The following is a 22,002-nucleotide window of genomic DNA, read 5'->3' on the forward strand; positions in this document are numbered from 1 at the left end:
TTATATCAATCTCGGGTCAGTATAATTTTTAAATTATTTTTATCCGTTTTGTATCCTTTTTGCTTAGGAGATGATTATGCAGAAGCTGCTATTTTACCTGATAATGCTCTATATGCTGGCTCTAAGTGGCTGCGGATACAATACGTTGCAATCAATGGATGAACAGGTTAAAGCAAGTTGGTCTGAGGTAATCAATCAATATCAGCGTCGGGCGGATCTGATCCCAAATTTGGTCAATACGGTAAAAGGTTATGCTGCCCAGGAAAAAGAGGTGTTGCTGGGTGTGACCAATGCTCGCTCGAAAGTGAGTGGTATCCAAGCTACACCGGAATTGATCGAGAATCCTGAAGCCTTTGCAAAATTTCAGAGTGCTCAGGCAGAATTATCGAGTGCGCTCGCACGTTTACTGGTTGTGGTAGAGAACTATCCGCAACTCAAATCTAATGTTAATTTCCGTGACTTGCAGGCACAATTGGAAGGCACGGAGAATCGCATAACTGTAGCTCGTAATCGTTATATTAAGGCAGTTCAGGAATACAACGTGACCGTGCGTTCGTTTCCGAGCAACCTAACAGCAATGCTATTTGATTTTCAGGTAAAACCCAATTTTATGGTTGAAAATGAAAAAGAAATCTCCATTGCACCAAAGGTTGATTTTAATGTACCTGCGCAAGCCAAGTAGTAAGAGCATTATTAAGTTTCTTAAATCACAGCAAGACAAGATAACATGATATTTCACGGAATGACTGGAGTCAGTGCTAAGTTACTGATGATGGTCATATTGTGTATTTTCGCTACGCTTTCTTTGGCCGAAGTAGCGATCCCCCCACTTAAAACTCGCGTAACCGATTTAACCCACACGCTATCAAAGAGTGAAATTGCTCAACTGGAGCAAAAGTTGGCAGATTATGAAATTAAAAAAGGGGTTCAAGTGGCCATATTGATCGTACCAACGACACAACCCGAAACTATCGAACAATACTCGATGCGTGTGGTTGAGGCCTGGAAGCTTGGGCGCAAAGGAGTGGATGATGCTGTCCTTCTTCTTGTTGCCAAAAATGATAGAGCGCTGCGAATCGAAGTGGGCTATGGATTGGAAGGTGTGTTACCAGATGCTGTAGCAAAGCGAATTATCGATGAGATCATCGTACCAGCGTTTAGGGAAGAAGATTTTGCCAGCGGGCTCCGGGCAGGTATTGAACATATTTTAAAAATCATCGAGGGTGAACCGCTGCCTTCACCTGCTATCAGGCGTGACACAGACGTATCAAGTGGTCCAAGTATTATTCTGGATAACATTATTCCTATTTTGCTGCTATTTCTCGTACTTGGCAGAATATTGCAGGTTATGTTTGGGCGCCTGATTGGTGCTACCGTAGCAGGAACTATTGCTGGTTCAATCGTATGGTTGATTTTTTCCTCGTTGGCAATCGCTATTTTTATTGCAATTGTTATTTTTATTATCAGCTTATTTGAGAGCACAAATCGAGGTGTTTACCGCAGCGGACGCAGTAGCTGGCCCGGCGGTGGCAGTTTTGGAGGAGGCGGATTCCGCGGGGGAGGTGGCAGTTTTGGTGGTGGTGGTGCTTCGGGGAGATGGTAAATGAATTTTCTGCGGATAATCAGACATCTTTTTATGGGTCAAATGACAATAAAGCGCGCACTTCCTGCTGCTTCATTAGCAAGGATTGAACAAGCTATCAAACAGTCTGAGATGAATCATGATGGTGAAATTCTGTTTGCGGTAGAAGCTTCACTAAATTTGGTATCTCTGCTGAAAAAACAATCTGCACGAGAGAGAGCGATAGATATTTTTTCATTGCTGCGGGTGTGGGACACACCGCATAACAATGGTGTGTTGATTTATTTATTACTTGCTGATCATGATATAGAGATTGTAGCTGATCGCGGGATAGACGCTAAAGTGAATAACAAAGAGTGGGAAAAGATTTGTCAGGAGATGGAAGCAGCTTTCCGAAAAGGACGATTTGAAAAAGGTGTGCTGGCTGCAATAAACACAATTGATTATCAATTGAAAAAATATTTTTCCCGAGCATCAGAAAGAGGAGAAGGAGGAGAAAATGCACTCCCGGATAGACCGGTTGTTTTATAGTAATAGTGCTGCTCTCACTAAGAAATCAAGCAGATAACATTTTCCTAGCCATAAATAAAATACGCGAAAATGATGCTGTGTGATTTCAAATATTTCTTTATGAGAAAAGCTTAGCAAAATCTCGAATGGATAATGAGAGCCTCCATTTCCAGATTTTACTAAGCTTTTCTATATGCTCGAATAAGAGTAAGACGCTTACTCAAGCTAATTAATGGATTATTGATGCTGGAGTTGAGGGAGGGGGATGCTGATTCTGCGCTCAGAATAATTGATGTAATTTTCTGAAATATTAAGATTAATCAGTTTTTAAATATTAATTATTAGATTCTGACTGATTTCCAATATCTGGATTTCCAATAATTATTATCTAATCTGGATATCGTTACCCCTCTAGATCTAGAAGCATGAATAAATTTTCTATTTTCAAGATAAATACCTACATGATTTAATCTTTTACTAGTTCTGAAAAAAATCAAATCACCTGATTTTAGATCATTTTTACTTATTATTTTTCCTAATCTTGATTGTTGGGATGCTGTTCTTGGTAATTCTTTACCTAATCCTTTTTTATAAACAACATGAACAAGCCCTGAGCAATCAATTCCGTCTTGACTTAAACCTCCAAGCCGGTAGCGGACACCTTGCCACTTTCTATAGTTTTCATATAAAATATTTTTTATAGAATGTGAACTTGTTTTATCATCATTTTGGATATTAGGTTGTTCACTAAAATTTGTTTCCTTTTTCCCTATTGATCCACAACCAGTTATTAGACATGCGTAAATAAATAAAATGACAATGTTCTTAGTAGACATGCTTTTAATTTATGCTTACATGATAAATCAATATAAAGTATATCAAGGATATGATATAAATGTAAAGCATTGTTTATATTAAAATTTCATAAAACTTTTTTTATCTAAAAATTTGCACGAATAGATTAGTTCTAGAGTTTAAATACTTTTTGCATAATGATATATAATAAAAAAAGCTATATTTCTATTTTAATCTTTTGATTTGATTAAGAACTAAGTGAGTTAAATAAGGGAATATTAGAATTTGATGCAGATGACATAAAATGATAATACTATGTAGTATTTATCTGCAATGGAGGAGGAGAAATATAATTTTTTGGGAAATTGCTTGGCTACTTTGTAAGATGTTGCATGGATGGGTTGGCAGCCACAAAAAGCAATCATGTGATTGCGTAAAATAAAAAAATAGTAACTTTGAGCTCTTTGGGGAGCTAGTAGAAAGAAATCTTCGCTTTGACGGAGTAATCTTTATTTCTTCTCATTATTGTTGGATTGTTTCAATCTCATGGTTTAATTGCTGAAGCATTAAGAGAGGGTTGGGGGATTGAGTAATTGGTCTGCCAATTACCAAATAATCAGCACCACTTTGTATAGCCTCTTGGGGTGTTGCTACGCGTGTCTGATCATTTTTATTACAATTGAGAGGACGAATCCCTGGCGTTACTAAGCAAAAATCTTTTGGAATGATTTTACGAAGTTGTGGTGCTTCCATGGCTGAGCAAACTACACCATCAAGACTGCAATCGCTAGCAAGTAAAGCAAGGCGCTGCACAATATTGATTGGCTCTTCATTCAAGCCTATTTCATGGAGATCACTTTTATTTAAACTAGTAAGTAGAGTTACCGCGATTAGTTTTGTTTTTTTTGTGGAGAGTGCTTCTTGAGCAGCAATAAGCATTTTTCTCCCTCCCAACGCGTGAACATTAACCATCCACACGCCCAGATCTGACGCAGCTCTACAAGCGCTAGCTACAGTATTCGGGATATCATGATATTTTAAATCAAGAAAAATATCAAAACCGTAGCCCATCAATTGTTCTATTAATTGTGGGCCACCAATAGTGAAAAGTTCTTTACCAACTTTTATTCTGCATAAATTCTTATCCAATTTACATGTAAATTCAAGTGCCTGTTTTTTATTAGAGAAATCAAGAGCAACAATAATGCGCGGATTATTCATGCAATAATATTATAATTTTTTTCTTAATCTTTTGATAAAACAAATAAAATATCCAAAAGCAATACCTGATGCAAAAAAAGTCAATAAAACTACTATTATCGGAACCTGCCATTCAAAATCAAAATAATAATTAATAGTTATTATTTCAGTATTTTTTGCAGCAAAGCTAAATAGGAATAAAAAAAGTATTATGTTTAGGAACCAAATAAAAAAATACATAAACTTTACATTATATAAAATATAAAGATGCTCTTCCCGACCAATAATTGTTATCAGATCAAAAAGAGCATCCTTTCCATTTTGAATGGATTAATTACGCTTCATCTTTTGTTTGAAAATCAACGCGTTCACGCATTTTTTTTCCTGCTTTAAAATGCGGAACGTATTTTTCAGGTACATGAACCTTTTCTCCAGACTTTGGATTACGGCCAATACGGGCTGGTCTGTAATTTAAATCAAAACTGCCAAATCCACGAATTTCGATACGCTCTCCTCTAGAGAGACTACTAGCCATCGCATCAAGTATCATTTTGACGGCTAATTCAGTATCTTTTGCCAAGAGCTGGGGGTATCGAGCAGCAAGCTTGGAAATCAATTCAGATTTCGTCATCGATGTCCTTTATTGTTCTTCAGAGTTTTTGCTATCCATTTTAGCTTTGAGCAATGCTCCTAGATTAGTAGTACCTGTACTGGCAGGAGTTTTAGTAGTTACCATCTGTAATGCACTATTTTCCTCGTATTGATCTTTTGCTTTGATGGAAAGATTGATATTGCGATTCTTACGATCAATATTGATGATCATTGCTTCAATTTGATCCCCTTCTTTGAGCAGGGTCCGTACATCTTCAATTTTGTCACGAGATACTTCGGAAGCACGCAAATAGCCTTCTACTTCGTCAGTCAAAGTAATTACTGCACCTTTGGCATCGATTGATTTTACAGTACCTTTGACGATACTATTTTTATCGTGTGCTGCCACATATATAGTAAAAGGATCCCCTTCTAACTGTTTTATTCCGAGTGAAATACGTTCTTTCTCAACATCAATCGATAATACAACAGCTTCTACCTCGTCACCTTTTTTATAATTTAATATTGCTTCTTCACCGGGTTGGGTCCAAGAGAGATCGGATAAATGAACTAAGCCGTCAATATTACCGGGTAAGCCGATGAATACACCGAAATCGGTGATAGATTTTATTTGGCCCTTGACTTTATCGCCTTTCTCATGAGTTATTGCGAACTCTTCCCATGGATTAGGTTTGCATTGTTTCATTCCGAGGGAGATGCGGCGACGCTCCTCGTCTATCTCAATAATCATGACCTCTACTTCATCACCTAATTGTACTATTTTCGATGGATAGACATTTTTGTTGGTCCAGTCCATTTCAGAAACATGCACTAATCCTTCAATTCCCTGTTCAATTTCTACAAAGGCACCGTAGTCTGTGAGATTAGTTACTTTACCAAACAGTCGTGTGCCTGGAGGATAACGCCTCGAGAGGCCTACCCAAGGATCCTCGGTTAATTGCTTCATCCCTAAAGAAACTCGATTTTTTTCTTGATCAAATTTAAGTACTTTGGCTGTTACTTCGTCGCCAACATTAATGATCTCTGAAGGATGTTTTACGCGACGCCAAGCTAAATCGGTGATATGAAGGAGTCCATCTATCCCGCCTAAATCAACAAATGCACCATAATCGGTAATATTTTTAACAATACCGCGCACGATGGCGCCTTCTTGCAAGTTTGCCAATAAAGATTCTCGATCTGCTCCTTGAGTTTCTTCTAACACTGCGCGTCGAGAAATGACAACATTATTACGTTTGCGATCCAGTTTGATGACTTTGAATTCCATTTCCTTATTTTCATAAGGAGTAGTGTCCTTGACGGGGCGTATATCCACTAGTGAGCCTGGTAAAAAAGCACGAATACCGTTGACCATGGCGGTTAATCCACCCTTTACCTTACCATTGACCATGCCACTCACTATAGAACCTTTTTCCATAGCTTCTTCTAGATCATGCCAGGCATTTAACCGTCTAGCTTTATCTCTGGACAAACGCGTTTCACCATAACCGTCCTCAAGTGCATCAATGGCGACACTGACAAAATCTCCCGCCTTAGCCTCAATCTCGCCTCTGTCATTTTTAAATTCCTCAATAGGAATATAACTCTCGGATTTGAGGCCTGCATTGACCACTACAAAGTTATAGTCAATACGCACAACTTCTGCGGTGATTACCTCTCCCACACGCATTTCTTTGCGTGAAAGGCTTTCTTCGAAGAGTTTGGCAAAATTTTCTGAGGAAGGAGTTACGTTGGAAGCAATAGTCATTATAAAAAATTACCCGATTTTAATTTCATCCCATAAATGAGATGGTTGGTTAGTTAATCAAAAGTTACTTGAATTATATGGTCTTATTTAAAAATAAAATCACTTTTCATTAAACCTAGTTCTTGCAGGTTTTATTGTACAACCGCAGTACCGCATTAACAGCTTCCTCAATACTAAGGGAAGTTGTATCTAGCAATTTCGCATCTACTTCTTGCTTTAGAGGAGCAGCGTCGCGATTGCTATCTCGTGTATCGCGTTCATAAATATCCTGCAATAAGGATTGAATATTAGCATTTATTCCTTTCTCTATCAACTGCTTATAGCGTCGTAGTGCTCGCTCTTCAGCACTGGCAGTGAGAAAAATTTTGAGAGAAGCATCTGGAAACACAACTGATCCCATATCTCTGCCATCTGTTACTAGTCCAGGAAGTTGGCGAAAGGCACGTTGACGCTGTAGTAATGCTGTTCTTACTTTAGGTTGACCGGCAATTACAGAGGCCAGTTTACTGCATTCTTCGCTACGTATTGCATCTGAAACATCCTCGTCATTTAATTGAACAGATGAGCCATCAAAATTTACATCTAAATGTAAAGCAATATTTGTTATGGCCGACTCATTAGCAGAATCAGTATTTGATCGTATTGCTATTAATGCCACCAGGCGATAAAGTGCCCCGCTATCGAGATAATGAAATGCAAGTTTTTGGGCAACGATTTGTGCAACTGTGCCTTTCCCGGAAGCTGAAGGGCCATCGATAGTAATGACTGGAATAGCGCCAGTTTCCATAAAAAAACCTCTTGAGTAGAAATATGAAGATTCGTAGCGTTAGGAACGCATAATCATCGCAAATTTTTCAAAATAATCTGGGAAAGTCTTAGTTACACAACCCGGATTATTGATGCGTAGGGGTGCACCTAGAGATACAAGCGAGAAACACATTGCCATCCGATGATCATCGTAGGTATCGATGATTGCATGAGGGGTTAGTAAGGTAGCAGGGGGCGTAATCCGTATAAAATCTTTTCCTTCCTCAATCAGAGCTCCAACTTTACGCAATTCCTTTGCCATTGCTGAAATACGATCAGTCTCCTTAACTCGCCAACTCGCAATATTTCTAAGTGTAGTCGTTCCTTTTGCAAACAAAGCCGTCGTGGCTAATGTCATGGCTGCATCGGGGATATGATTGCAATCGAGATCAATAGCTTTCAGTTGCTGACGAGAAGCGTTACTAATTGGCGAAGAGGATTCGATCCAATTTTTTCCTTTTCTGATCTGGGCGCCCATTTTTTCTAACGCATCAGCAAAATGAATATCACCTTGTAAACTCTCTGTGCCAACACCTTCAACGCGTACCGGCCCTCCACCAATAGCTCCAGCAGCCAAAAAGTAGGATGCTGAGGAAGCATCTCCTTCCACAATTATTTCACCTGGACTCTTGTAAGTTTGTGGGGCTGACAATGTAAAGCGTTGCCAATTTTCTTGTATGACTTGGACGCCAAATCGTGCCATTTGAGCCAGAGTAAGCTCAACGTATGGCCTTGAAATAAGTATGCCATTAACGATAATTGTGGCAGTTTTGCCTGTTAATGGTAACGCCATTAAGAGTCCACTGAGAAATTGACTGGAAACATCTCCCTTGATTGAAATGGTTTTGCTTTGTATTTCAGCAGGCTTGATCTCTAAGGGAGGAAAGCCTTCATTTCCACGATAAGTAATACTGGCATTCAATTGACGTAAAGCATTTACTAAATCTGCAATAGGGCGTTCATGCATGCGGGCTACGCCAGATAGTCGATAATGACCGCCCATTATGGCAAGCACAGCAACGAGAGGGCGAAAAGCAGTGCCAGCATTACCCAGAAACAAATCAGCTTGTTTGACTGGAAATTTTCCGCTAGCACCTTCTACGCTGTAATCATTCTCGCTAATTTGATTGATTTTAATTCCGAGCGCTCCAAGTGCATTTAGCATTTGTGCCGTATCATCGGAAATCAGCAGATTCCGAACGAGGGTTTTACCGTTTGCTAACGCTGCGAGTAAAAGGATCCGATTGGAGATGCTTTTTGAGCCTGGGAGTTCAATGATGCCACGTGCAGCATTAGCAACAGGAAGATCAAGCCAGTCCATAAATTTCTAGAAAGGTAAATATGCTATATGTCTTCATTTCTTTTTTTATAATGGCAGATTAGATTGACAGGTATAACTTAGGTATAAATTAAAAGATATAGAGTATAGAGGCAGAACGGAAATTTGTAGTGCCTGCTATAATAACTAATTTTCTAGCGACACTATATACTAGACTATATTAGATAAAACTCGATAGTTAGGATTCATTTAATTAAATTATAACTGATAGATAATGGGACTGTTCAATGGAAGATGATTCTTTAAATTCACTACTTATTTCTGTACTGGCTATTCCATTTGTCGTTGCAATACAAATTTGGATTAAAGAGCGCAAAGATCGTCGACGTAACAAAGATGGTGAAGAAGAATTTAAGACTACTCGTGAAGCAGTTATTTCTTTTTTAATAGAAGGATTAGCTGTAGTTGGAGGATTGGCCATCCTTATTGCTGCAATATCTGGAATTGCCAAGTATATTATTAATGTTTATGGTTAATTGAGTTTCTAAAAAAACTTATCCAAGCCACACAGAGTGAATACTGTGATTGAAAGAAAACTTCATTACAGTATTCATTTTTTGTTTTGAGAAATAAGAAATATTAAGGCGATAAAATGTAAGGGGTAATCAGCTTTATGACAATGTGGTTGGATTCCTATGCGCGTTTCTTCTTACTTGCAGACGGTGATGTTTTAGGTTCATTTGTATTTTCTGTTTTTTCTTTTGAAGCCTTTTTCTCAAATTCAAACTCTATTTTACCTTCTTTTCCGATTACCAAATAAGCCGAGAATGGTCGTCCTTTTTTAGAGATAAATTTAGTCAACAGATCAGTTTTTCCTGTTTGCAGTAATTTAACGATTTGCTCCTGTTCGATAGCTCGGTTGAGAATAATTTTTCCAGTTTTAAAGTCGCATGTGTGAGTGGCGCCGACTGCTTTTTCACAGACATAATATAATCCGTGCTCATAGACGGAATTGCTGCATTTGGGACATTTGCCGAGAGGTTGCTGGTTGGAGAAATCAATTGCATCAGCTTCTTCTGTATCATTGCCACCAAATTCAAATTTCATCTCGAACGTATCAGTAAGTTTGATGATAGCATTAAACAAACGTCCCATTTTGCTGCGAAACCCTTGCAATGGACCAATTTCACCTTTCGAAATGAGTGTTTCCATTTCTTCTATTTCAAATTGTCGTCCAGCCAGAATTTTCCATAGAGCAAAATCACATTGCTGGCATTGAAATTTCTTGTATGTTTCTTGTATAACTCCTCCGCATTTAGGGCAGGGAACTTTGAGTATCGCAAAATCGCCACTTATCGTTTTTCCTCGATGATTTTTCGCTTGTTCGACAATATGCTGCGTCATGTCAGCAATTTTAGCCATGAATGCTTCACGCTTTAATTTACCTTGCTCGATCTGGCGTAATTTGAATTCCCAATCACCCGTTAATTCTGGAGAGATCAACTCAGGTATTTTTAGTCCACGCAATAAGGTAATGAGCGAAAATGCTTTGGCAGTTGGATGTAATTCCCGCCCGACACGCTGTAAATAATTTTCAAAGACGAGACCTTCAATGATGGCCGCACGCGTTGCAGGTGTGCCAAGACCTTTTGCACTCATTGCTGCCCGTAATTCTTCATCTTCCACCAGTTTTCCCGCTCCTTCCATGGCAGATAAGAGAGTTGATTCATTGAATCTCGCTGGTGGCCGAGTTTGATTAGAAATGACCTTGATTTCTTCAGCGATAACTGATTTATCAGCGCTAATTGCAGGTAAAACTGTACCATCGCCATTATCATCATGTATTAGCGATTTGCCGTAAACGGCTTGCCATCCAGCATTGATCATGACTCTACCCTCTGTTTTAAAGGGCTCATCTTCAACACGCGTAATACGTGTTGTTACAAGAAATTCTGCAGCTGGATAGAAAATTGCAAGAAAACGTTTGGTTACCAGATCGTAAAGCTTTGTTTCTGCCTCATTTAATTTTTTTGGCTCGAGTGAAGTTGGAATAATGGCAAAGTGATCGGAAATTTTCGTGTTATTAAAAATACGCTTATTTGGTTTTACCCAATCAGAATCCAGAATTTGCTTTGCGAACTGGCCATATTGAGTGGTCGCAAGTGCATGCAGAGTATCTTTAACAGGCGCAATGTAATCTTCCGGAAGCGCGCGTGAATCAGTACGTGGATAGGTTAATACTTTATGTTTTTCGTAGAGCGCTTGCGCCAGTCCTAATGTTGTTTTAGCAGAAAAACCAAAGCGACTATTGGCATCTCGTTGTAAACTTGTGAGATCATACAGTAACGGGCAGGTTTCTTTAGCTGGCTTACTTTCTTCACTAACTATTCCTGGTTTGCCTTGACATTTGATCTTGATCGCTTTTGCTTTATCTTGCTCCCATATGCGTTCTGCTCTAGCTTCGATATTCTCCTTATCTTTTGAAAATTTTTCGTCAAACCATTTTCCTTTGTAGTGATCATTGTCACTAGAAAAAATAGCGTGTATCTCCCAGTAGTCTTTGGATACAAATTTTTTGATGACTTCTTCTCGTTCAACCAGTATGGCTAACGTTGGGGTCTGAACACGTCCAACAGTAGTTTTATGGAAACCACCTTCTTGAGAATTAAATGCCGTCATTGCACGTGTACCATTAATCCCCACTAGCCAATCTGATTCAGAACGACTAACAGCGGCTTCTGCTAATGGTTGTACTTCACTATTATCGAGTAGTTTGGAGAAAGCTTCTCGAATGGCAGCAGGTGTCATGGATTGTAACCACAGCCGTTTAATAGGTTTTTTTGCTTCCGCGTAGCGTGTGATGTAGCGAAAAATTAATTCTCCTTCTCGTCCAGCATCACAAGCATTGATCAGCGTATCCACATCTTTCCGCTTGATGAGTTTTGTTAATAATTTCAAGCGAGTAGATGTTTTTTCAATAGGAATAAGATCAAAATAAGGAGGGATGACAGGTAAATGATCAAAGCTCCATTTGCCGCGCTTAACCTCATAATCTTCTGGTGCAGTCAGCTCAAGCAAATGGCCAACTGCAGATGATAAAACGTATTCGTCACTTTCAAAATAATCATTTTCTTTAGTGAAATTACCTAATGCGCGGGCAATATCTGCTGCCACGGAAGGCTTCTCAGCGATGATCAATTTTTTGCTCATGAAATTTTTGGCTAGATGATTATATTTTTTGTCAATTACAAGATTGGAATGTTCAGATTATTGAGGAAAGGCACATTTTGTGTGCCTAACACACTTTATTTTAAGAGCATGTATTGCTCATTAAATGATGTGTTTATTTAAAGTCGAATTCAGAGTTGATTGTTTCTCAACAATTAATGCCGATGTCGTGGATTACTCGCTATGAACAATTTTTCCAGAATATTGGGATCAATTAATTGATTTTGTATCCATAGATCAAGCAAAACAACAAGCTTAATTTTTTCTAGACTGGAATTATTTCCATTCATTTTGAGAACACGATCAATTAATAATTCTCGCTGTAGTGAATTAAGAATACCCGCCTGCTCAAGAAAAAGAATAAATCCACGTCCTTCCTTATCAATTGCTTCCATTTCAGAAGGCGTATACCATCGTAATGAGTTACTTTGAGCAAATGTTGCCGGATAGTGATTATTATCACCTTTTGTAAGATCTGATAACCAATTAAGTGCTTGATTAATTTCATCCTCTCCAAAACCAGCTATAGTTAATTTATGCGTTAATGTTGCAGAATCTGGACAACCTCCTCTGTCGAAATAGTTTTCGAATAAGTAAATTAGGATTTCGTACATATAGATACTCTCTTTCACTGTATGCACATTAGTAGATTTTTATAGTATAAATTTTTATCAATGGCATTAACGAACTCTTTGATAACGGCCGCCAGGTAAACTGGCAACCATTCCGTTTAACTCTAGTGCCAATAGCATGGCGGATACTGCTTCGACCGTCAAGCCGCTTCGCGTGCATAGGGTATCGATGTCGGTCACGTCATAGCCCAAGTGGGGCAGCAATATTGAATTCCCTTGGGAATTACTAAAATCAAGCGTTACGTCAGTATTTCCATGGGGTAACGCAGTCTGACAATTAAACTCATCTAAGATATCCTGGATATTTTCTATCAATTTGGCCCCTTGCTTAATCAATGCATGACAGCCCTTTGACAAAGGTGAATGTATGGAGCCTGGTATAGCCATCACTTCCCGTCCCTGTTCTAATGCTTGTTTTGCAGTAATGAGTGAGCCGCTGTGCAAAGTTGCTTCAACGACTAAACAACCAAGACTCATACCGCTGATAATTCTGTTGCGACGAGGGAAATTTCTGCCCAATGCAGGCATTCCTAGCGGAAATTCCGAAATCAGTGCTCCTTCTTTTGCCAGCAGGTGGGCTAGTTCCCGATTTCTTGCAGGGTAGACAATATCGAGCCCCGTCCCTACCACAGCAATGCTTGCTGAAATACCGCGCAAGCCACCTTGATGGGCGGCGGTATCAATTCCTTGTGCCATCCCGCTAACAATGCAAAATCCTGCATTACTTGCAGCTTCAGCGAAAGCACCAGCATTGGCTATGCCTTGCGGCGTCGCATTACGACTACCAACGATAGCAAGGGTAGGTGAATTGAGAAGTTTGCGTTGCCCCTTTAAGTAAAACAAAGGAGGAGGATCGACAATATTGAGTAGTAGTTTGGGATAATCATGATCTGCAAGTGTAATGACGCAGTTAGAAGGGTCTTCCAACCATTTAAGTGCTGCATCGACTTTGCTCTTGTCTGCACCTCGAGTGATGTTATAAGCAGCCTGCTTTTTTACGATGCGTTCCAGTTGATATGTATCCGTTGAAAGAATTTCTCTTGGGTTACCAAAAGCAATCAGTAGCTTGCGAATGGATTCGTCACCTAAGCTATCTATTAGAGTGAGATTAAGCCAGGATTCAACATCTGGCGGAGCTTTCATGGTAAAGAATAATACTTATCGTGATTATAAAAAGGAATGTAAATACTATTTATTGCGGAAACAGGAAAGACTATTTTGCATAAAAAGTCTGTAAATAATTTCAATTCGATTTAGATATGAACAATTTTAGCCCTAGATATGGTCTAGTTAGGGTGTTTTTACCGCATCCAATACTTTTATTGCTTGAGAACTTTGCGTGACTAATGCATAAGATACTTTATCAAATACACGAAAAACAAGTACTAGGCCGATGCGTTCATCGGGGAGCATTACAGTTTCACCAGTAGGTGATTTTACTTCACTTTTCCGATAAACGGCGAGGACATGACCTTCCTTCAATCCGTCATGAATGCCTTTATTAAGCGTGATAATAGCATTTTCACCGATTTCAGCTACACCACCATAGACAGAGATAATACGCCCTTTAATAGCAAAATTTGGTGCATGAGGTCCATAATCTACGTCTCTATCAGGAGGGGAGGGAATTAAGCGATCGCCATTTAATATTTCTTGGACAGAATGTGTTACCGTTACGGAGCTAATCGTAGCAAAATTTTTAACTTCAACATCCCCCAAATAAATTGCTTCATATCCAAGGATGCGATTATTATCATCTGGGTCCATCAATGCCTTGCTAGTACGAAAAACTTGCCATAAGGAGCCTTTGTCATGAGGTAAATCACGTACATAGATTGTTTCTCCTGTGCTTAATATTACTCGATTGTCACTGGAGTCTAATACAAGGGGTGCTTTGTCAAGAGCATGCTTTTCAATGACCAATGGTTGGCTCAGAAATGGTTTGATTTTGTTGGCAGGAATAGTTGGGATACCACCCGCTCCTAATTTTTCTATTCGCATTTTAGGAGATAATTTTATGATTGCCTTTTCATCGGAAAGTTTTAATTGATTTCCTTTGGCTGTTTTTTCGAGGACGATGATATCGCCCGGATAAACTGTATGTGGATTCTTCATGGACTCCCGGTTTTGATTCCATATTTCTGGCCATCGCCAGGGATCTTTCAAAAAGCGAGAGGCAATGCTCCATAGTGTGTCACCCTGAACAACAATATAGTGATCTGGCGCATTATGATGTAGCTCAATTTCTGCTGCCTTAATAGCCTCATTAGAAAAAACGAATATAAGTAAAATCGCGGATATAATTACACGCATAGATTTAACCTAGATTTCTCAGTTGGACGGAATGGAGTGTGTCATTTTGCGAGTGTAAAGCAAGGCGTAACGACATGGAATAGTTGTTCCATTCAAAGGAGTTGCAACGCAGCCATGTGTTTGCAAAATCGCGCAATCCGTACCGGAGCGAAAATACCCAGAAGGTAAGAATGAAATTTATAGAAAAGGTCTTTATACTCATAATGTTAACACCAGAACGAGCGATTAGCTGAGGGTTCTAGGTTTAATTTTTAATAGTGAGAGGCCTTCATTTAGATGCTATTCTTTAAGCTTGAATTGAACAGCATCCAAAGCTTACGATCTAACAGCAGAATCTATTAAACCGAATTACGCTAGTTTGCTATGGCAATTCTGAAAATATTACAATATCCAAATGAAAGACTGCATAAGGTTGCAGCTCCCGTACCAGCGATTACCGATGAAATTCGTGTGCTGGTTCAAGATATGACGGAAACTATGTATTCCGCAACTGGAATTGGTTTGGCAGCAACTCAGGTTGATGTGCACCAACGTGTGATCGTTATTGATGTTTCCGAAACTCGTGATCAGCTCCATGTATTCATTAATCCAGAAATTATTGCAAGCAGTGGAGAATCTGATTATGAGGAGGGATGCTTATCAGTGCCCGGAATTTTCGAGAAAGTAAAACGAGCTGAAAATATCTCAATCAGGGCAATGAATCTAGATGGTGATCTGTTTGAACTGAATGTTAGTGGTTTATTTGCAATATGTATCCAGCATGAGATGGATCATTTGATGGGTAAGGTATTTATTGAATACCTGTCACAACTAAAGCAGTCACGAATTCGATCAAAATTAAAAAAGTTACAACGTGATGCTAAATCCTAATTTACCTTGCCTTGCCTAAATCTGTTTCTTTACAAGAAATGAATATGTTGATCTGAAGTTTTCTATGAGAATTATTTTTGCTGGTACACCAGCTTTTGCAGCCAGGGCATTGATTTCTTTGCTAAGTGCTGAATATCAGATCGTATTAGTGTTGACTCAACCAGATCGTCCAGCAGGGCGTGGGATGAAAACCCAGATAAGTGATGTAAAAAAAGTTGCGCAGGCTTATGATATTCCTTTGTTGCAACCGCTTACATTAAAATCGAAAGCTATTCATACGCAACTAAAGGCATTTGATGCGGATGTAATGATTGTTGCAGCATACGGATTAATCCTACCAGAAGAAGTTTTAAAAATTCCACGTTATGGTTGCTTGAATATTCATGCCTCTCTCTTACCTCGTTGGCGAGGTGCGGCGCCCATTCAACGAGCCATATTGGCAGGTGACCAGGAAACTGGTATTACCATCATGCAAATGGATGAGGGGCTTGATACTGGTGATATGCTACTGCAACGTCACATTCCTATTGACTCTGAGGATACGGCACAAACTCTTCACGATAAGCTTGCTGATTTAGGCGCACAGAGTATTGTCGAGGCATTAGGATTAATGCAGCTTGATAAATTGACAGTGATTCCCCAGGATGAAATACAGGCATGCTACGCTTCAAAAATCCAAAAAAAAGAAGCAGAAATTGACTGGCGAGTGGATGCGGACCAAATTGATCGAAGTATTCGTGCTTTTAATCCTTATCCGGGAGCTTATACGTACCTGCAAGGTAATTTATTGAAAATATGGCAAGCTAAGGCTGTAAAAAATAATTCTGGCAAAGTGGGAGAAATTATTACGACTGGCAGTGAGGGGGTCGTAGTGGCTTGTGGAAAAGGAGCGCTGATTTTAGAGGTTGTGCAAAAACCTGGGGGGAAAAAAATGCCTATCGCAGAATTTCTGGCGGGACATTGTTTACAATCAGGTCAGTTTTTTTCTACAGCGATGAACTGCCAGCTCGGGAAATGATTAAAGCTCAGCACCTCGCTGTAATCGCTATAGGGCGTGTTCTTGCAGGCAAAAATCTAACGGAAGTTTTACAGGAGATATGGCAATCGAATCTGCCTCTTTCTCATCAACAGCAGGGTGCCATTCAGGATCTGACCTATGGAGTGCTGCGTTATTACGGGCAACTTAACGCATTGCTCAATTTATTGTTAGATAAAACGCTACAAGATCTTAAACTGCGTTATTTACTATTGGTAAGTTTATATCAGCTGCAATACAGCAAAGCGCCTTCCTATGCAATTGTTGATCATGCCGTTTCTACTGCCCGCCTCGTAAGTGATAAACGCGGTGCACCAGGATTGGTTAACGCCGTCTTGCGGAATTTTATACGGAATAGCTCTGCATTATGGGAGCAAATTAATAATGATGTTGGGAGATATTCCCATCCTCAGTGGTGGGTCAATATGCTTCGTAAACAATACCCCCACCATTATAAAGCTATTCTGAGTGCAAGCAATCAGCATCCTTCAATGACATTACGAGTTAACGTCCGGAAAATCGGGGTTAAAGCCTATCAAAAAATGCTTGAGGAGCACGGTATTAAAGCCGATTTAATATGGTATGCTGCATTGAAGTTGGCGCAGCCATTGCCAGTAGAGAAACTACCAGGATTTAAGGAAGGTTTTGTATCAATACAAGATGCAGGAGCCCAGTTGGCAGCGACCTTACTGGATGTGTATGATGGTATGCACGTGTTAGATGCTTGTGCTGCGCCCGGGGGGAAAAGCACGCATTTAATGGAATTAGCGCAAATAAAATTAACTGTGCTTGATAGTAATGCGCAGAGACTTATGCGTGTAGCAGAAAATTTTGAGCGACTCGGGAATGAACCTCATCGTGTGGTATGTGGTGATGCACTTTATCCTTCAGAATGGTGGGATGGTCAAGCATTTGACCGAATTCTGGCTGACGTCCCCTGTAGTGCATCGGGCGTAGTCAGCCGTCATCCTGATATCAAATGGTTGCGGCGACAAACTGATCTATCTATTTTTGCAAGCAACCAAGAGAATATTCTCAACGCTTTGTGGAAAATTCTGAAACGAGAAGGAAAGTTGCTGTATATAACTTGCTCTGTTTTTCATGAAGAAAATTCGATTTTAATTAAGAAATTTCTACAATCGCATCAAGATGCTCGTTTATTACCTCTTTCGCATTCTGATATGGTTAATGGGCAATTGCTGCCAAGTTCCTTACATGACGGCTTTTTCTATGCCTTGTTTTGTAAGACTTGATAGAACGCTACGATTTAAAGTATTGTTGCAGATCATAGCGACAATGCTGCTGATTTTGCTGCTATTGTTAGCAGCACCAGCTCGGGGCGAAGGTGGTATAGAGATAAAATCATTTGCTCTGGAAGCAGTAGGCAAAGGTTACCAAATAAGTCTTGATGCTGATATCACACTAAACAATACTTTAGAGCAGGCCTTAGAAAAAGGCATCATACTTTATTTTGTATCAAAATTCACTCTCATAGAGAGTCGTTGGTATTGGCTGGATGAAGAGGTGGCTCGCAGTAAGCGACGTATAGGATTGAGTTATCATGCGCTTACCCGACAATACCGCTTGAATGATAGTCGAATGATGCCACAAGGCTTTGATACGTTGCAGGAAGCACTTCAGACGTTGGGAAGGCAGCATAATATCCCTGTTGAGATAAAGTCCACGCTGAAGCAGGGTGCAGAATATGTCGCAACTTTGCAAGTATGGCTGGATATTTCTCGATTAGCCAAACCATTTCAACTGGAGTGGTTTAGTTCAAAAGATTGGAACTTAAGTTCAGAAAAAAAAGAATGGCGTATTAAATTGCCTGCGCCCCATAAAGAGAATCTATGAAGTACGTCATTATCATAGTTACGGGGCTTAGCGTGGTCATGCTGTTTTTGCTAGCAACAGCGGGCGCTAATACTGAATTTTTTGAGCGTCTTTACCGCTGGCTGATTGGTTTCAATGTAATTTTTGTATTATTTTTGCTAGTGGTAGTAGGGCTCTTGTTATGGAGGCTAAACAGGAGACTAAAAGCAGGGGTATTTGGCTCTAAACTAGCACTTCGCTTACTGATGATTTTTTCACTGATGGCCGTTCTTCCTGGAGTTTTGGTGTATGGCATTTCGGTCCAGTTTTTGGGAAAAAGTATCGAATCCTGGTTTGATGTCAAAGTTGATCAGGCATTAGAGGGGGGATTAAATTTAGGGCAAACTATGCTTGATAATTTACTCGAAGAGCTCGAGAAAAAAGCTAAAGCCACTGCATTAACATTATCTGAATCGCCTGTGTTGCCATTATCAGCATTGAATCAGTTATTGGTTCACTCGCAGATACAGGAAGCAACATTGTTTAACCAAGATGGTCAAGCGATTGCCTTTTCAAGCATAGATGACATGGCGCTGTTTCCAGAAATACCCAATGCTGCCGCCATGCGGCATATCCGAATGCAGAAGAGCTATAGTGCAGTGGAATCTATTCCTGGTAAAGGACTGTATTTGCGAGTGCTCGTTCCCGTGAATGTATTAAATCTTGATGATGATATCCGTGTATTGCAAGTTTTGCAGCAAGTGCCCAGATTACTTGCGGAGAATGCTGAGATTGTTCAAGCAGGATATCGCAATTACCAAGAATTAACATTATCCCGTCATGGGTTGACTAGACTTTATGGCATAACATTAACATTGGCATTGTTTTTAGCACTTTTCTCTGCCCTTGCTGCCGCTTTTCTTATTAGTGAAAAATTAAGCGCACCGTTGGGTATGTTAGCTGAGGGAACAAGAGCCGTAGCACAAGGAGATTTTAGTAGACGCCATTCTGTGCAAAGTAACGACGAACTAGGAATACTGACAGAGTCTTTCAATCTCATGACTGAGCAGCTTGAAGTGGCACGTGCTACCGCGCAACGGAATCAGCAGGAGATCGAAAATGCCCGGGCTTATCTTGAAAGTATACTGGCTAACCTTTCTTCTGGCGTGATGGTGTTTGATGAAAAGTTACGCATAAGTACTGTCAATCATAGTGCTGAGCAAATTTTACAGACTCCGTTGACCAATCTGGTAGGGTTAACGATTGAAGAGTGTGCAGAAAAAGAATCGAAATTGCGTATGCTCGCAACAGAAATACGGATAGGATTCAATTCCGCGGAAATGGGAGAGTGGCAACGTCAAGTATTACATTTTAGTGAAAATAAAGATCAAGTTTTGCTTCTTCGAGGGTCACACCTGCCTCAAGTGACTGGAGGAGGCGTTGTGGTATTTGATGATATTACCAGCTTACTGCAAGTTCAGCGCACAGTTGCATGGGGTGAGGTTGCGCGTCGACTTGCTCATGAAATCAAAAATCCTTTGACACCTATCCAACTTTCTGCAGAACGTATGCAGCATAAATTGATGGAAAAATTAACTGGGCAGGATGCAAAAATTCTACAGCGCTCTACTGAAACAATCGTCAATCAGGTCGAGTCACTTAAGAAGATGGTCAATGAATTTAGCGAATATGCACGCATACCTGAACTGGAATTATATCAACTCGATTTTAATAGGCTGATACGTGAAGTGCTTGCGTTATATGAGACTGCAAACACTCAATCAGGTCGCAATCATGGTCCAAAAATTAATTTAGAATTGAGCGCAGATCCTTCATTGATTCGCGGAGATCCAACAAGATTACGGCAAGTTATTCATAATTTGCTGCAAAATGCTCAGGATGCTTTGGTTGATGTAGTAGAACCCACGATTACAGTGCGAACCGAAACACTCCCTAATAGTGTTCAGTTCAGCGTAAGTGATAATGGCAAGGGGTTTGCAGAGCAGATTAAAGCGCAGGCATTTGAACCTTATGTAACGACCAAGGTAAAAGGCACGGGTCTCGGACTGCCGATTGTCAAGAAAATTATTAATGAACATAATGGTACAATCCAAATCGAAAATATCCACCCACAAGGAGCTAAGATCATGATTGTATTACCAAGATTATTATCTGATCGCCCTATATCGATTCCTCTTCAAGTAACATAACTATAGAAAATAGTGTTTGAGTTGTTGACTCGATAATATTGCTACAAAGGGTTAGTTGCATTCCAGTTCTGGGAGGTAAATTACAATATAATGGCCAACAATACGATTCTTGTTGTTGATGATGAGGTTGGCATACGCGAGCTCTTATCCGAAATCTTAAATGATGAAGGATATCAAGTAGCTTTGGCAGAAAATGCAGAACAAGCTCGCAACTGGCGTAATCAAACTCGCCCCGACTTGGTACTTTTGGATATCTGGATGCCAGATACAGATGGTATAACATTACTTAAAGATTGGGCCAATAGTGGATTGCTTACCATGCCAGTTATAATGATGTCTGGACACGGCACCATTGATACTGCAGTAGAGGCAACACGTATTGGAGCTGTGGGTTACCTTGAAAAACCCATACCTTTGCAAAAATTACTAAGCACTGTTGGGCAAGCTTTGCGCGGCGGGCAAAGTAAGCCGATTCCGACTCTTTCCCTGGTGAGTCTGGGTCGAGGAACTTTAATTGCAGAATTAAAAAAGAAACTCGAACAGATATCTAATTTGAAAGTGCCCGTACTGTTCATGGGTGAGCCGGGTGTGGGAATAGAGCATTGTGCTCATTTTCTACATCATATCAATACTCCATGGGTTGAACCGGAATCACTTTCATTTCTTGCGGAAAACCCAGTGAATTTACTCGAGCAAGCAAAGGACGGTTTATTATTTCTTAGAGAAATTGGCGACCTCAATAAATTGGAACAAAAAGGATTGCTTCTGCTCCTGAGTAAATTAGAAAAATATAATGTGCGTTTAGTATGCGCTACGACTTTTCCCTTGGCAGAATTAACCGCGCAAGGTATTTATAATCCTAAGTTATACGAGATATTAAGCAGTCTTTGTATCAGTGTCCCATCTCTTAGAATGCATCGTGAAGACATTCCTGAACTAGCCAATCAAATACTCTCAAATTGTATTGAATCGGGTGAAGCGCCATTCATTCATTTTAGTACGGCTGCATTAAACACGTTACGCAACTACGATTGGCCGGGTAATCTGGCTCAACTGACGAGTGTGGTACATTCGTTAGCTTTAACTTGTACCAGTACTGAAATTTCAGTGGAGCTTGTGCAGCAGACTTTAGCACCTCCTTTAACGACAGCTATATCAATTGCGCCGGATATACCTTTGAATGCGTCTTTGCGTGAAGCGCGAGATTTATTTGAGAAAAATTATTTCGAAAAATTGATTGACCAAGAAGGCGGTAATATGACGCGTGTTGCCGAACGTGCAGGGCTGGAGCGCACACATCTTTATCGTAAAATAAAAGCACTGGGCATTAAGTTACGTAACCAGAATAGCTGAAATAACATCAAAAAAG

The 22,002-nt window shown here is 39.9% G+C and carries 21 protein-coding genes; 10 read left to right on the forward strand and 11 right to left on the reverse strand.

Translation table 11 applies throughout. From position 1 onward, the window contains the following. Positions 1–76 precede the first annotated feature (76 nt). From R2Q26_RS07230 to R2Q26_RS07240, 3 genes are read left to right on the forward strand one after another with little or no spacing between them, the layout of a single operon-like run. Positions 77–682 (forward strand): LemA family protein, encoded by a 606-nt coding sequence (locus R2Q26_RS07230; RefSeq protein WP_317535674.1) that lies wholly within the window; start codon positions 77–79, stop codon positions 680–682. Between the two features lie 60 nt (positions 683–742). After that, positions 743–1,603, forward strand: a complete 861-nt coding sequence (locus R2Q26_RS07235) for a YgcG family protein (RefSeq protein ID WP_317535675.1) — start codon at positions 743–745, stop codon at positions 1,601–1,603. A gap of 42 nt (positions 1,604–1,645) precedes the next feature. Then, entirely contained in the window at positions 1,646–2,113 is a 468-nt protein-coding gene (locus R2Q26_RS07240; RefSeq protein WP_317535726.1) for a TPM domain-containing protein, read from the forward strand. A gap of 320 nt (positions 2,114–2,433) precedes the next feature. On the opposite strand, the gene R2Q26_RS07245 is transcribed toward R2Q26_RS07240, so the two are convergent. From R2Q26_RS07245 to aroA, 7 genes are all read right to left on the reverse strand, one after another. Further along, a complete protein-coding gene (locus R2Q26_RS07245; RefSeq protein ID WP_317535676.1) occupies positions 2,434–2,928 on the reverse strand; it encodes a C40 family peptidase in 495 nt (164 codons plus the stop codon). Between the two features lie 481 nt (positions 2,929–3,409). Then, positions 3,410–4,108 (reverse strand): orotidine-5'-phosphate decarboxylase, encoded by a 699-nt coding sequence (gene pyrF / locus R2Q26_RS07250; RefSeq protein ID WP_317535677.1) that lies wholly within the window; start codon positions 4,106–4,108, stop codon positions 3,410–3,412. 9 nt (positions 4,109–4,117) lie between these two features. Further along, complete coding sequence (locus R2Q26_RS15525) at positions 4,118–4,327, reverse strand: lipopolysaccharide assembly protein LapA domain-containing protein (RefSeq protein ID WP_090566029.1); 210 nt, start codon at positions 4,325–4,327, stop codon at positions 4,118–4,120. A 94-nt stretch (positions 4,328–4,421) separates the two neighbouring features. Further along, the gene (locus R2Q26_RS07255; protein WP_317535678.1) at positions 4,422–4,718 is read right to left on the reverse strand and encodes an integration host factor subunit beta; all 297 of its coding nucleotides are present in this window, start codon (positions 4,716–4,718) and stop codon (positions 4,422–4,424) included. A 9-nt stretch (positions 4,719–4,727) separates the two neighbouring features. Continuing rightward, entirely contained in the window at positions 4,728–6,446 is a 1,719-nt protein-coding gene (gene rpsA, locus R2Q26_RS07260) for a 30S ribosomal protein S1 (RefSeq protein WP_090566034.1), read from the reverse strand. Positions 6,447–6,561: 115 nt separating this feature from the next. Beyond that, positions 6,562–7,233, reverse strand: coding sequence for a (d)CMP kinase (cmk, locus tag R2Q26_RS07265; RefSeq protein WP_317535679.1), 672 nt, complete (start codon positions 7,231–7,233; stop codon positions 6,562–6,564). Between the two features lie 39 nt (positions 7,234–7,272). Further along, positions 7,273–8,574, reverse strand: coding sequence for a 3-phosphoshikimate 1-carboxyvinyltransferase (aroA, locus tag R2Q26_RS07270; protein WP_317535680.1), 1,302 nt, complete (start codon positions 8,572–8,574; stop codon positions 7,273–7,275). A gap of 245 nt (positions 8,575–8,819) precedes the next feature. Here aroA and R2Q26_RS07275 point away from each other — a divergent pair, with 245 nt between their 5' ends. Next, positions 8,820–9,068 carry a hypothetical protein gene (locus tag R2Q26_RS07275; protein WP_090566037.1) on the forward strand — a complete coding sequence of 83 codons (249 nt, stop codon included), beginning with the start codon at positions 8,820–8,822 and terminating at the stop codon, positions 9,066–9,068. A 157-nt stretch (positions 9,069–9,225) separates the two neighbouring features. Here the strand turns inward: R2Q26_RS07275 and R2Q26_RS07280 are convergent, their stop codons facing one another. The 4 genes from R2Q26_RS07280 to R2Q26_RS07295 all read right to left on the reverse strand — a co-directional run bounded on the left by R2Q26_RS07280 (position 9,226) and on the right by R2Q26_RS07295 (position 14,705). Then, positions 9,226–11,742, reverse strand: a complete 2,517-nt coding sequence (locus tag R2Q26_RS07280; protein ID WP_317535681.1) for a DNA topoisomerase III — start codon at positions 11,740–11,742, stop codon at positions 9,226–9,228. Between the two features lie 173 nt (positions 11,743–11,915). Further along, on the reverse strand, positions 11,916–12,374 hold the full coding sequence (locus tag R2Q26_RS07285; RefSeq protein WP_317535682.1) for a DUF494 domain-containing protein: 459 nt from the start codon (positions 12,372–12,374) through the stop codon (positions 11,916–11,918). A gap of 66 nt (positions 12,375–12,440) precedes the next feature. Continuing rightward, positions 12,441–13,535, reverse strand: a complete 1,095-nt coding sequence (dprA, locus tag R2Q26_RS07290) for a DNA-processing protein DprA (protein WP_090566045.1) — start codon at positions 13,533–13,535, stop codon at positions 12,441–12,443. 147 nt (positions 13,536–13,682) lie between these two features. After that, the gene (locus tag R2Q26_RS07295; protein ID WP_317535683.1) at positions 13,683–14,705 is read right to left on the reverse strand and encodes a LysM peptidoglycan-binding domain-containing protein; all 1,023 of its coding nucleotides are present in this window, start codon (positions 14,703–14,705) and stop codon (positions 13,683–13,685) included. Between the two features lie 363 nt (positions 14,706–15,068). Here R2Q26_RS07295 and def point away from each other — a divergent pair, with 363 nt between their 5' ends. The 6 genes from def to R2Q26_RS07325 all read left to right on the forward strand — a co-directional run bounded on the left by def (position 15,069) and on the right by R2Q26_RS07325 (position 21,986). After that, on the forward strand, positions 15,069–15,575 hold the full coding sequence (gene def / locus R2Q26_RS07300; protein WP_317535684.1) for a peptide deformylase: 507 nt from the start codon (positions 15,069–15,071) through the stop codon (positions 15,573–15,575). Between the two features lie 64 nt (positions 15,576–15,639). Further along, positions 15,640–16,593 (forward strand): methionyl-tRNA formyltransferase, encoded by a 954-nt coding sequence (fmt, locus tag R2Q26_RS07305; protein ID WP_317535685.1) that lies wholly within the window; start codon positions 15,640–15,642, stop codon positions 16,591–16,593. Continuing rightward, positions 16,590–17,864 (forward strand): 16S rRNA (cytosine(967)-C(5))-methyltransferase RsmB, encoded by a 1,275-nt coding sequence (rsmB, locus tag R2Q26_RS07310; RefSeq protein WP_317535686.1) that lies wholly within the window; start codon positions 16,590–16,592, stop codon positions 17,862–17,864. Before fmt ends, rsmB begins: the two co-directional genes overlap by 4 nt. Then, on the forward strand, positions 17,842–18,465 hold the full coding sequence (locus tag R2Q26_RS07315; protein ID WP_317535687.1) for a DUF4390 domain-containing protein: 624 nt from the start codon (positions 17,842–17,844) through the stop codon (positions 18,463–18,465). The genes rsmB and R2Q26_RS07315 overlap by 23 nt, the downstream gene beginning before the upstream one ends. Then, positions 18,462–20,633, forward strand: a complete 2,172-nt coding sequence (locus tag R2Q26_RS07320) for a sensor histidine kinase (protein WP_317535688.1) — start codon at positions 18,462–18,464, stop codon at positions 20,631–20,633. The genes R2Q26_RS07315 and R2Q26_RS07320 overlap by 4 nt, the downstream gene beginning before the upstream one ends. Positions 20,634–20,723: 90 nt before the next feature. Then, the gene (locus R2Q26_RS07325; protein WP_317535689.1) at positions 20,724–21,986 is read left to right on the forward strand and encodes a sigma-54 dependent transcriptional regulator; all 1,263 of its coding nucleotides are present in this window, start codon (positions 20,724–20,726) and stop codon (positions 21,984–21,986) included. Positions 21,987–22,002: the final 16 nt, after the last annotated feature.

This window comes from Nitrosomonas sp. Is37, from assembly GCF_033063275.1.
In the GTDB taxonomy this organism is placed as follows: domain Bacteria; phylum Pseudomonadota; class Gammaproteobacteria; order Burkholderiales; family Nitrosomonadaceae; genus Nitrosomonas.

Excerpts from the sequence above, each read along its gene's own strand:
- def (WP_317535684.1), top strand. The coding sequence starts at position 15,069 with ATGGCAATTCTGAAAATATTACAATATCCAAATGAAAGACTGCATAAG.
- R2Q26_RS07245 (WP_317535676.1), bottom strand. The coding sequence starts at position 2,928 with ATGTCTACTAAGAACATTGTCATTTTATTTATTTACGCATGTCTAATA.
- R2Q26_RS07285 (WP_317535682.1), bottom strand. The coding sequence starts at position 12,374 with ATGTACGAAATCCTAATTTACTTATTCGAAAACTATTTCGACAGAGGA.
- R2Q26_RS07255 (WP_317535678.1), bottom strand. The coding sequence starts at position 4,718 with ATGACGAAATCTGAATTGATTTCCAAGCTTGCTGCTCGATACCCCCAG.
- dprA (WP_090566045.1), bottom strand. The coding sequence starts at position 13,535 with ATGAAAGCTCCGCCAGATGTTGAATCCTGGCTTAATCTCACTCTAATA.
- cmk (WP_317535679.1), bottom strand. The coding sequence starts at position 7,233 with ATGGAAACTGGCGCTATTCCAGTCATTACTATCGATGGCCCTTCAGCT.
- R2Q26_RS07235 (WP_317535675.1), top strand. The coding sequence starts at position 743 with ATGACTGGAGTCAGTGCTAAGTTACTGATGATGGTCATATTGTGTATT.
- R2Q26_RS15525 (WP_090566029.1), bottom strand. The coding sequence starts at position 4,327 with ATGTATTTTTTTATTTGGTTCCTAAACATAATACTTTTTTTATTCCTA.
- rsmB (WP_317535686.1), top strand. The coding sequence starts at position 16,590 with ATGATTAAAGCTCAGCACCTCGCTGTAATCGCTATAGGGCGTGTTCTT.
- R2Q26_RS07230 (WP_317535674.1), top strand. The coding sequence starts at position 77 with ATGCAGAAGCTGCTATTTTACCTGATAATGCTCTATATGCTGGCTCTA.
- R2Q26_RS07280 (WP_317535681.1), bottom strand. The coding sequence starts at position 11,742 with ATGAGCAAAAAATTGATCATCGCTGAGAAGCCTTCCGTGGCAGCAGAT.
- R2Q26_RS07320 (WP_317535688.1), top strand. The coding sequence starts at position 18,462 with ATGAAGTACGTCATTATCATAGTTACGGGGCTTAGCGTGGTCATGCTG.
- R2Q26_RS07295 (WP_317535683.1), bottom strand. The coding sequence starts at position 14,705 with ATGCGTGTAATTATATCCGCGATTTTACTTATATTCGTTTTTTCTAAT.
- rpsA (WP_090566034.1), bottom strand. The coding sequence starts at position 6,446 with ATGACTATTGCTTCCAACGTAACTCCTTCCTCAGAAAATTTTGCCAAA.
- fmt (WP_317535685.1), top strand. The coding sequence starts at position 15,640 with ATGAGAATTATTTTTGCTGGTACACCAGCTTTTGCAGCCAGGGCATTG.
- R2Q26_RS07275 (WP_090566037.1), top strand. The coding sequence starts at position 8,820 with ATGGAAGATGATTCTTTAAATTCACTACTTATTTCTGTACTGGCTATT.
- R2Q26_RS07315 (WP_317535687.1), top strand. The coding sequence starts at position 17,842 with ATGCCTTGTTTTGTAAGACTTGATAGAACGCTACGATTTAAAGTATTG.
- aroA (WP_317535680.1), bottom strand. The coding sequence starts at position 8,574 with ATGGACTGGCTTGATCTTCCTGTTGCTAATGCTGCACGTGGCATCATT.
- pyrF (WP_317535677.1), bottom strand. The coding sequence starts at position 4,108 with ATGAATAATCCGCGCATTATTGTTGCTCTTGATTTCTCTAATAAAAAA.
- R2Q26_RS07240 (WP_317535726.1), top strand. The coding sequence starts at position 1,646 with ATGACAATAAAGCGCGCACTTCCTGCTGCTTCATTAGCAAGGATTGAA.
- R2Q26_RS07325 (WP_317535689.1), top strand. The coding sequence starts at position 20,724 with ATGGCCAACAATACGATTCTTGTTGTTGATGATGAGGTTGGCATACGC.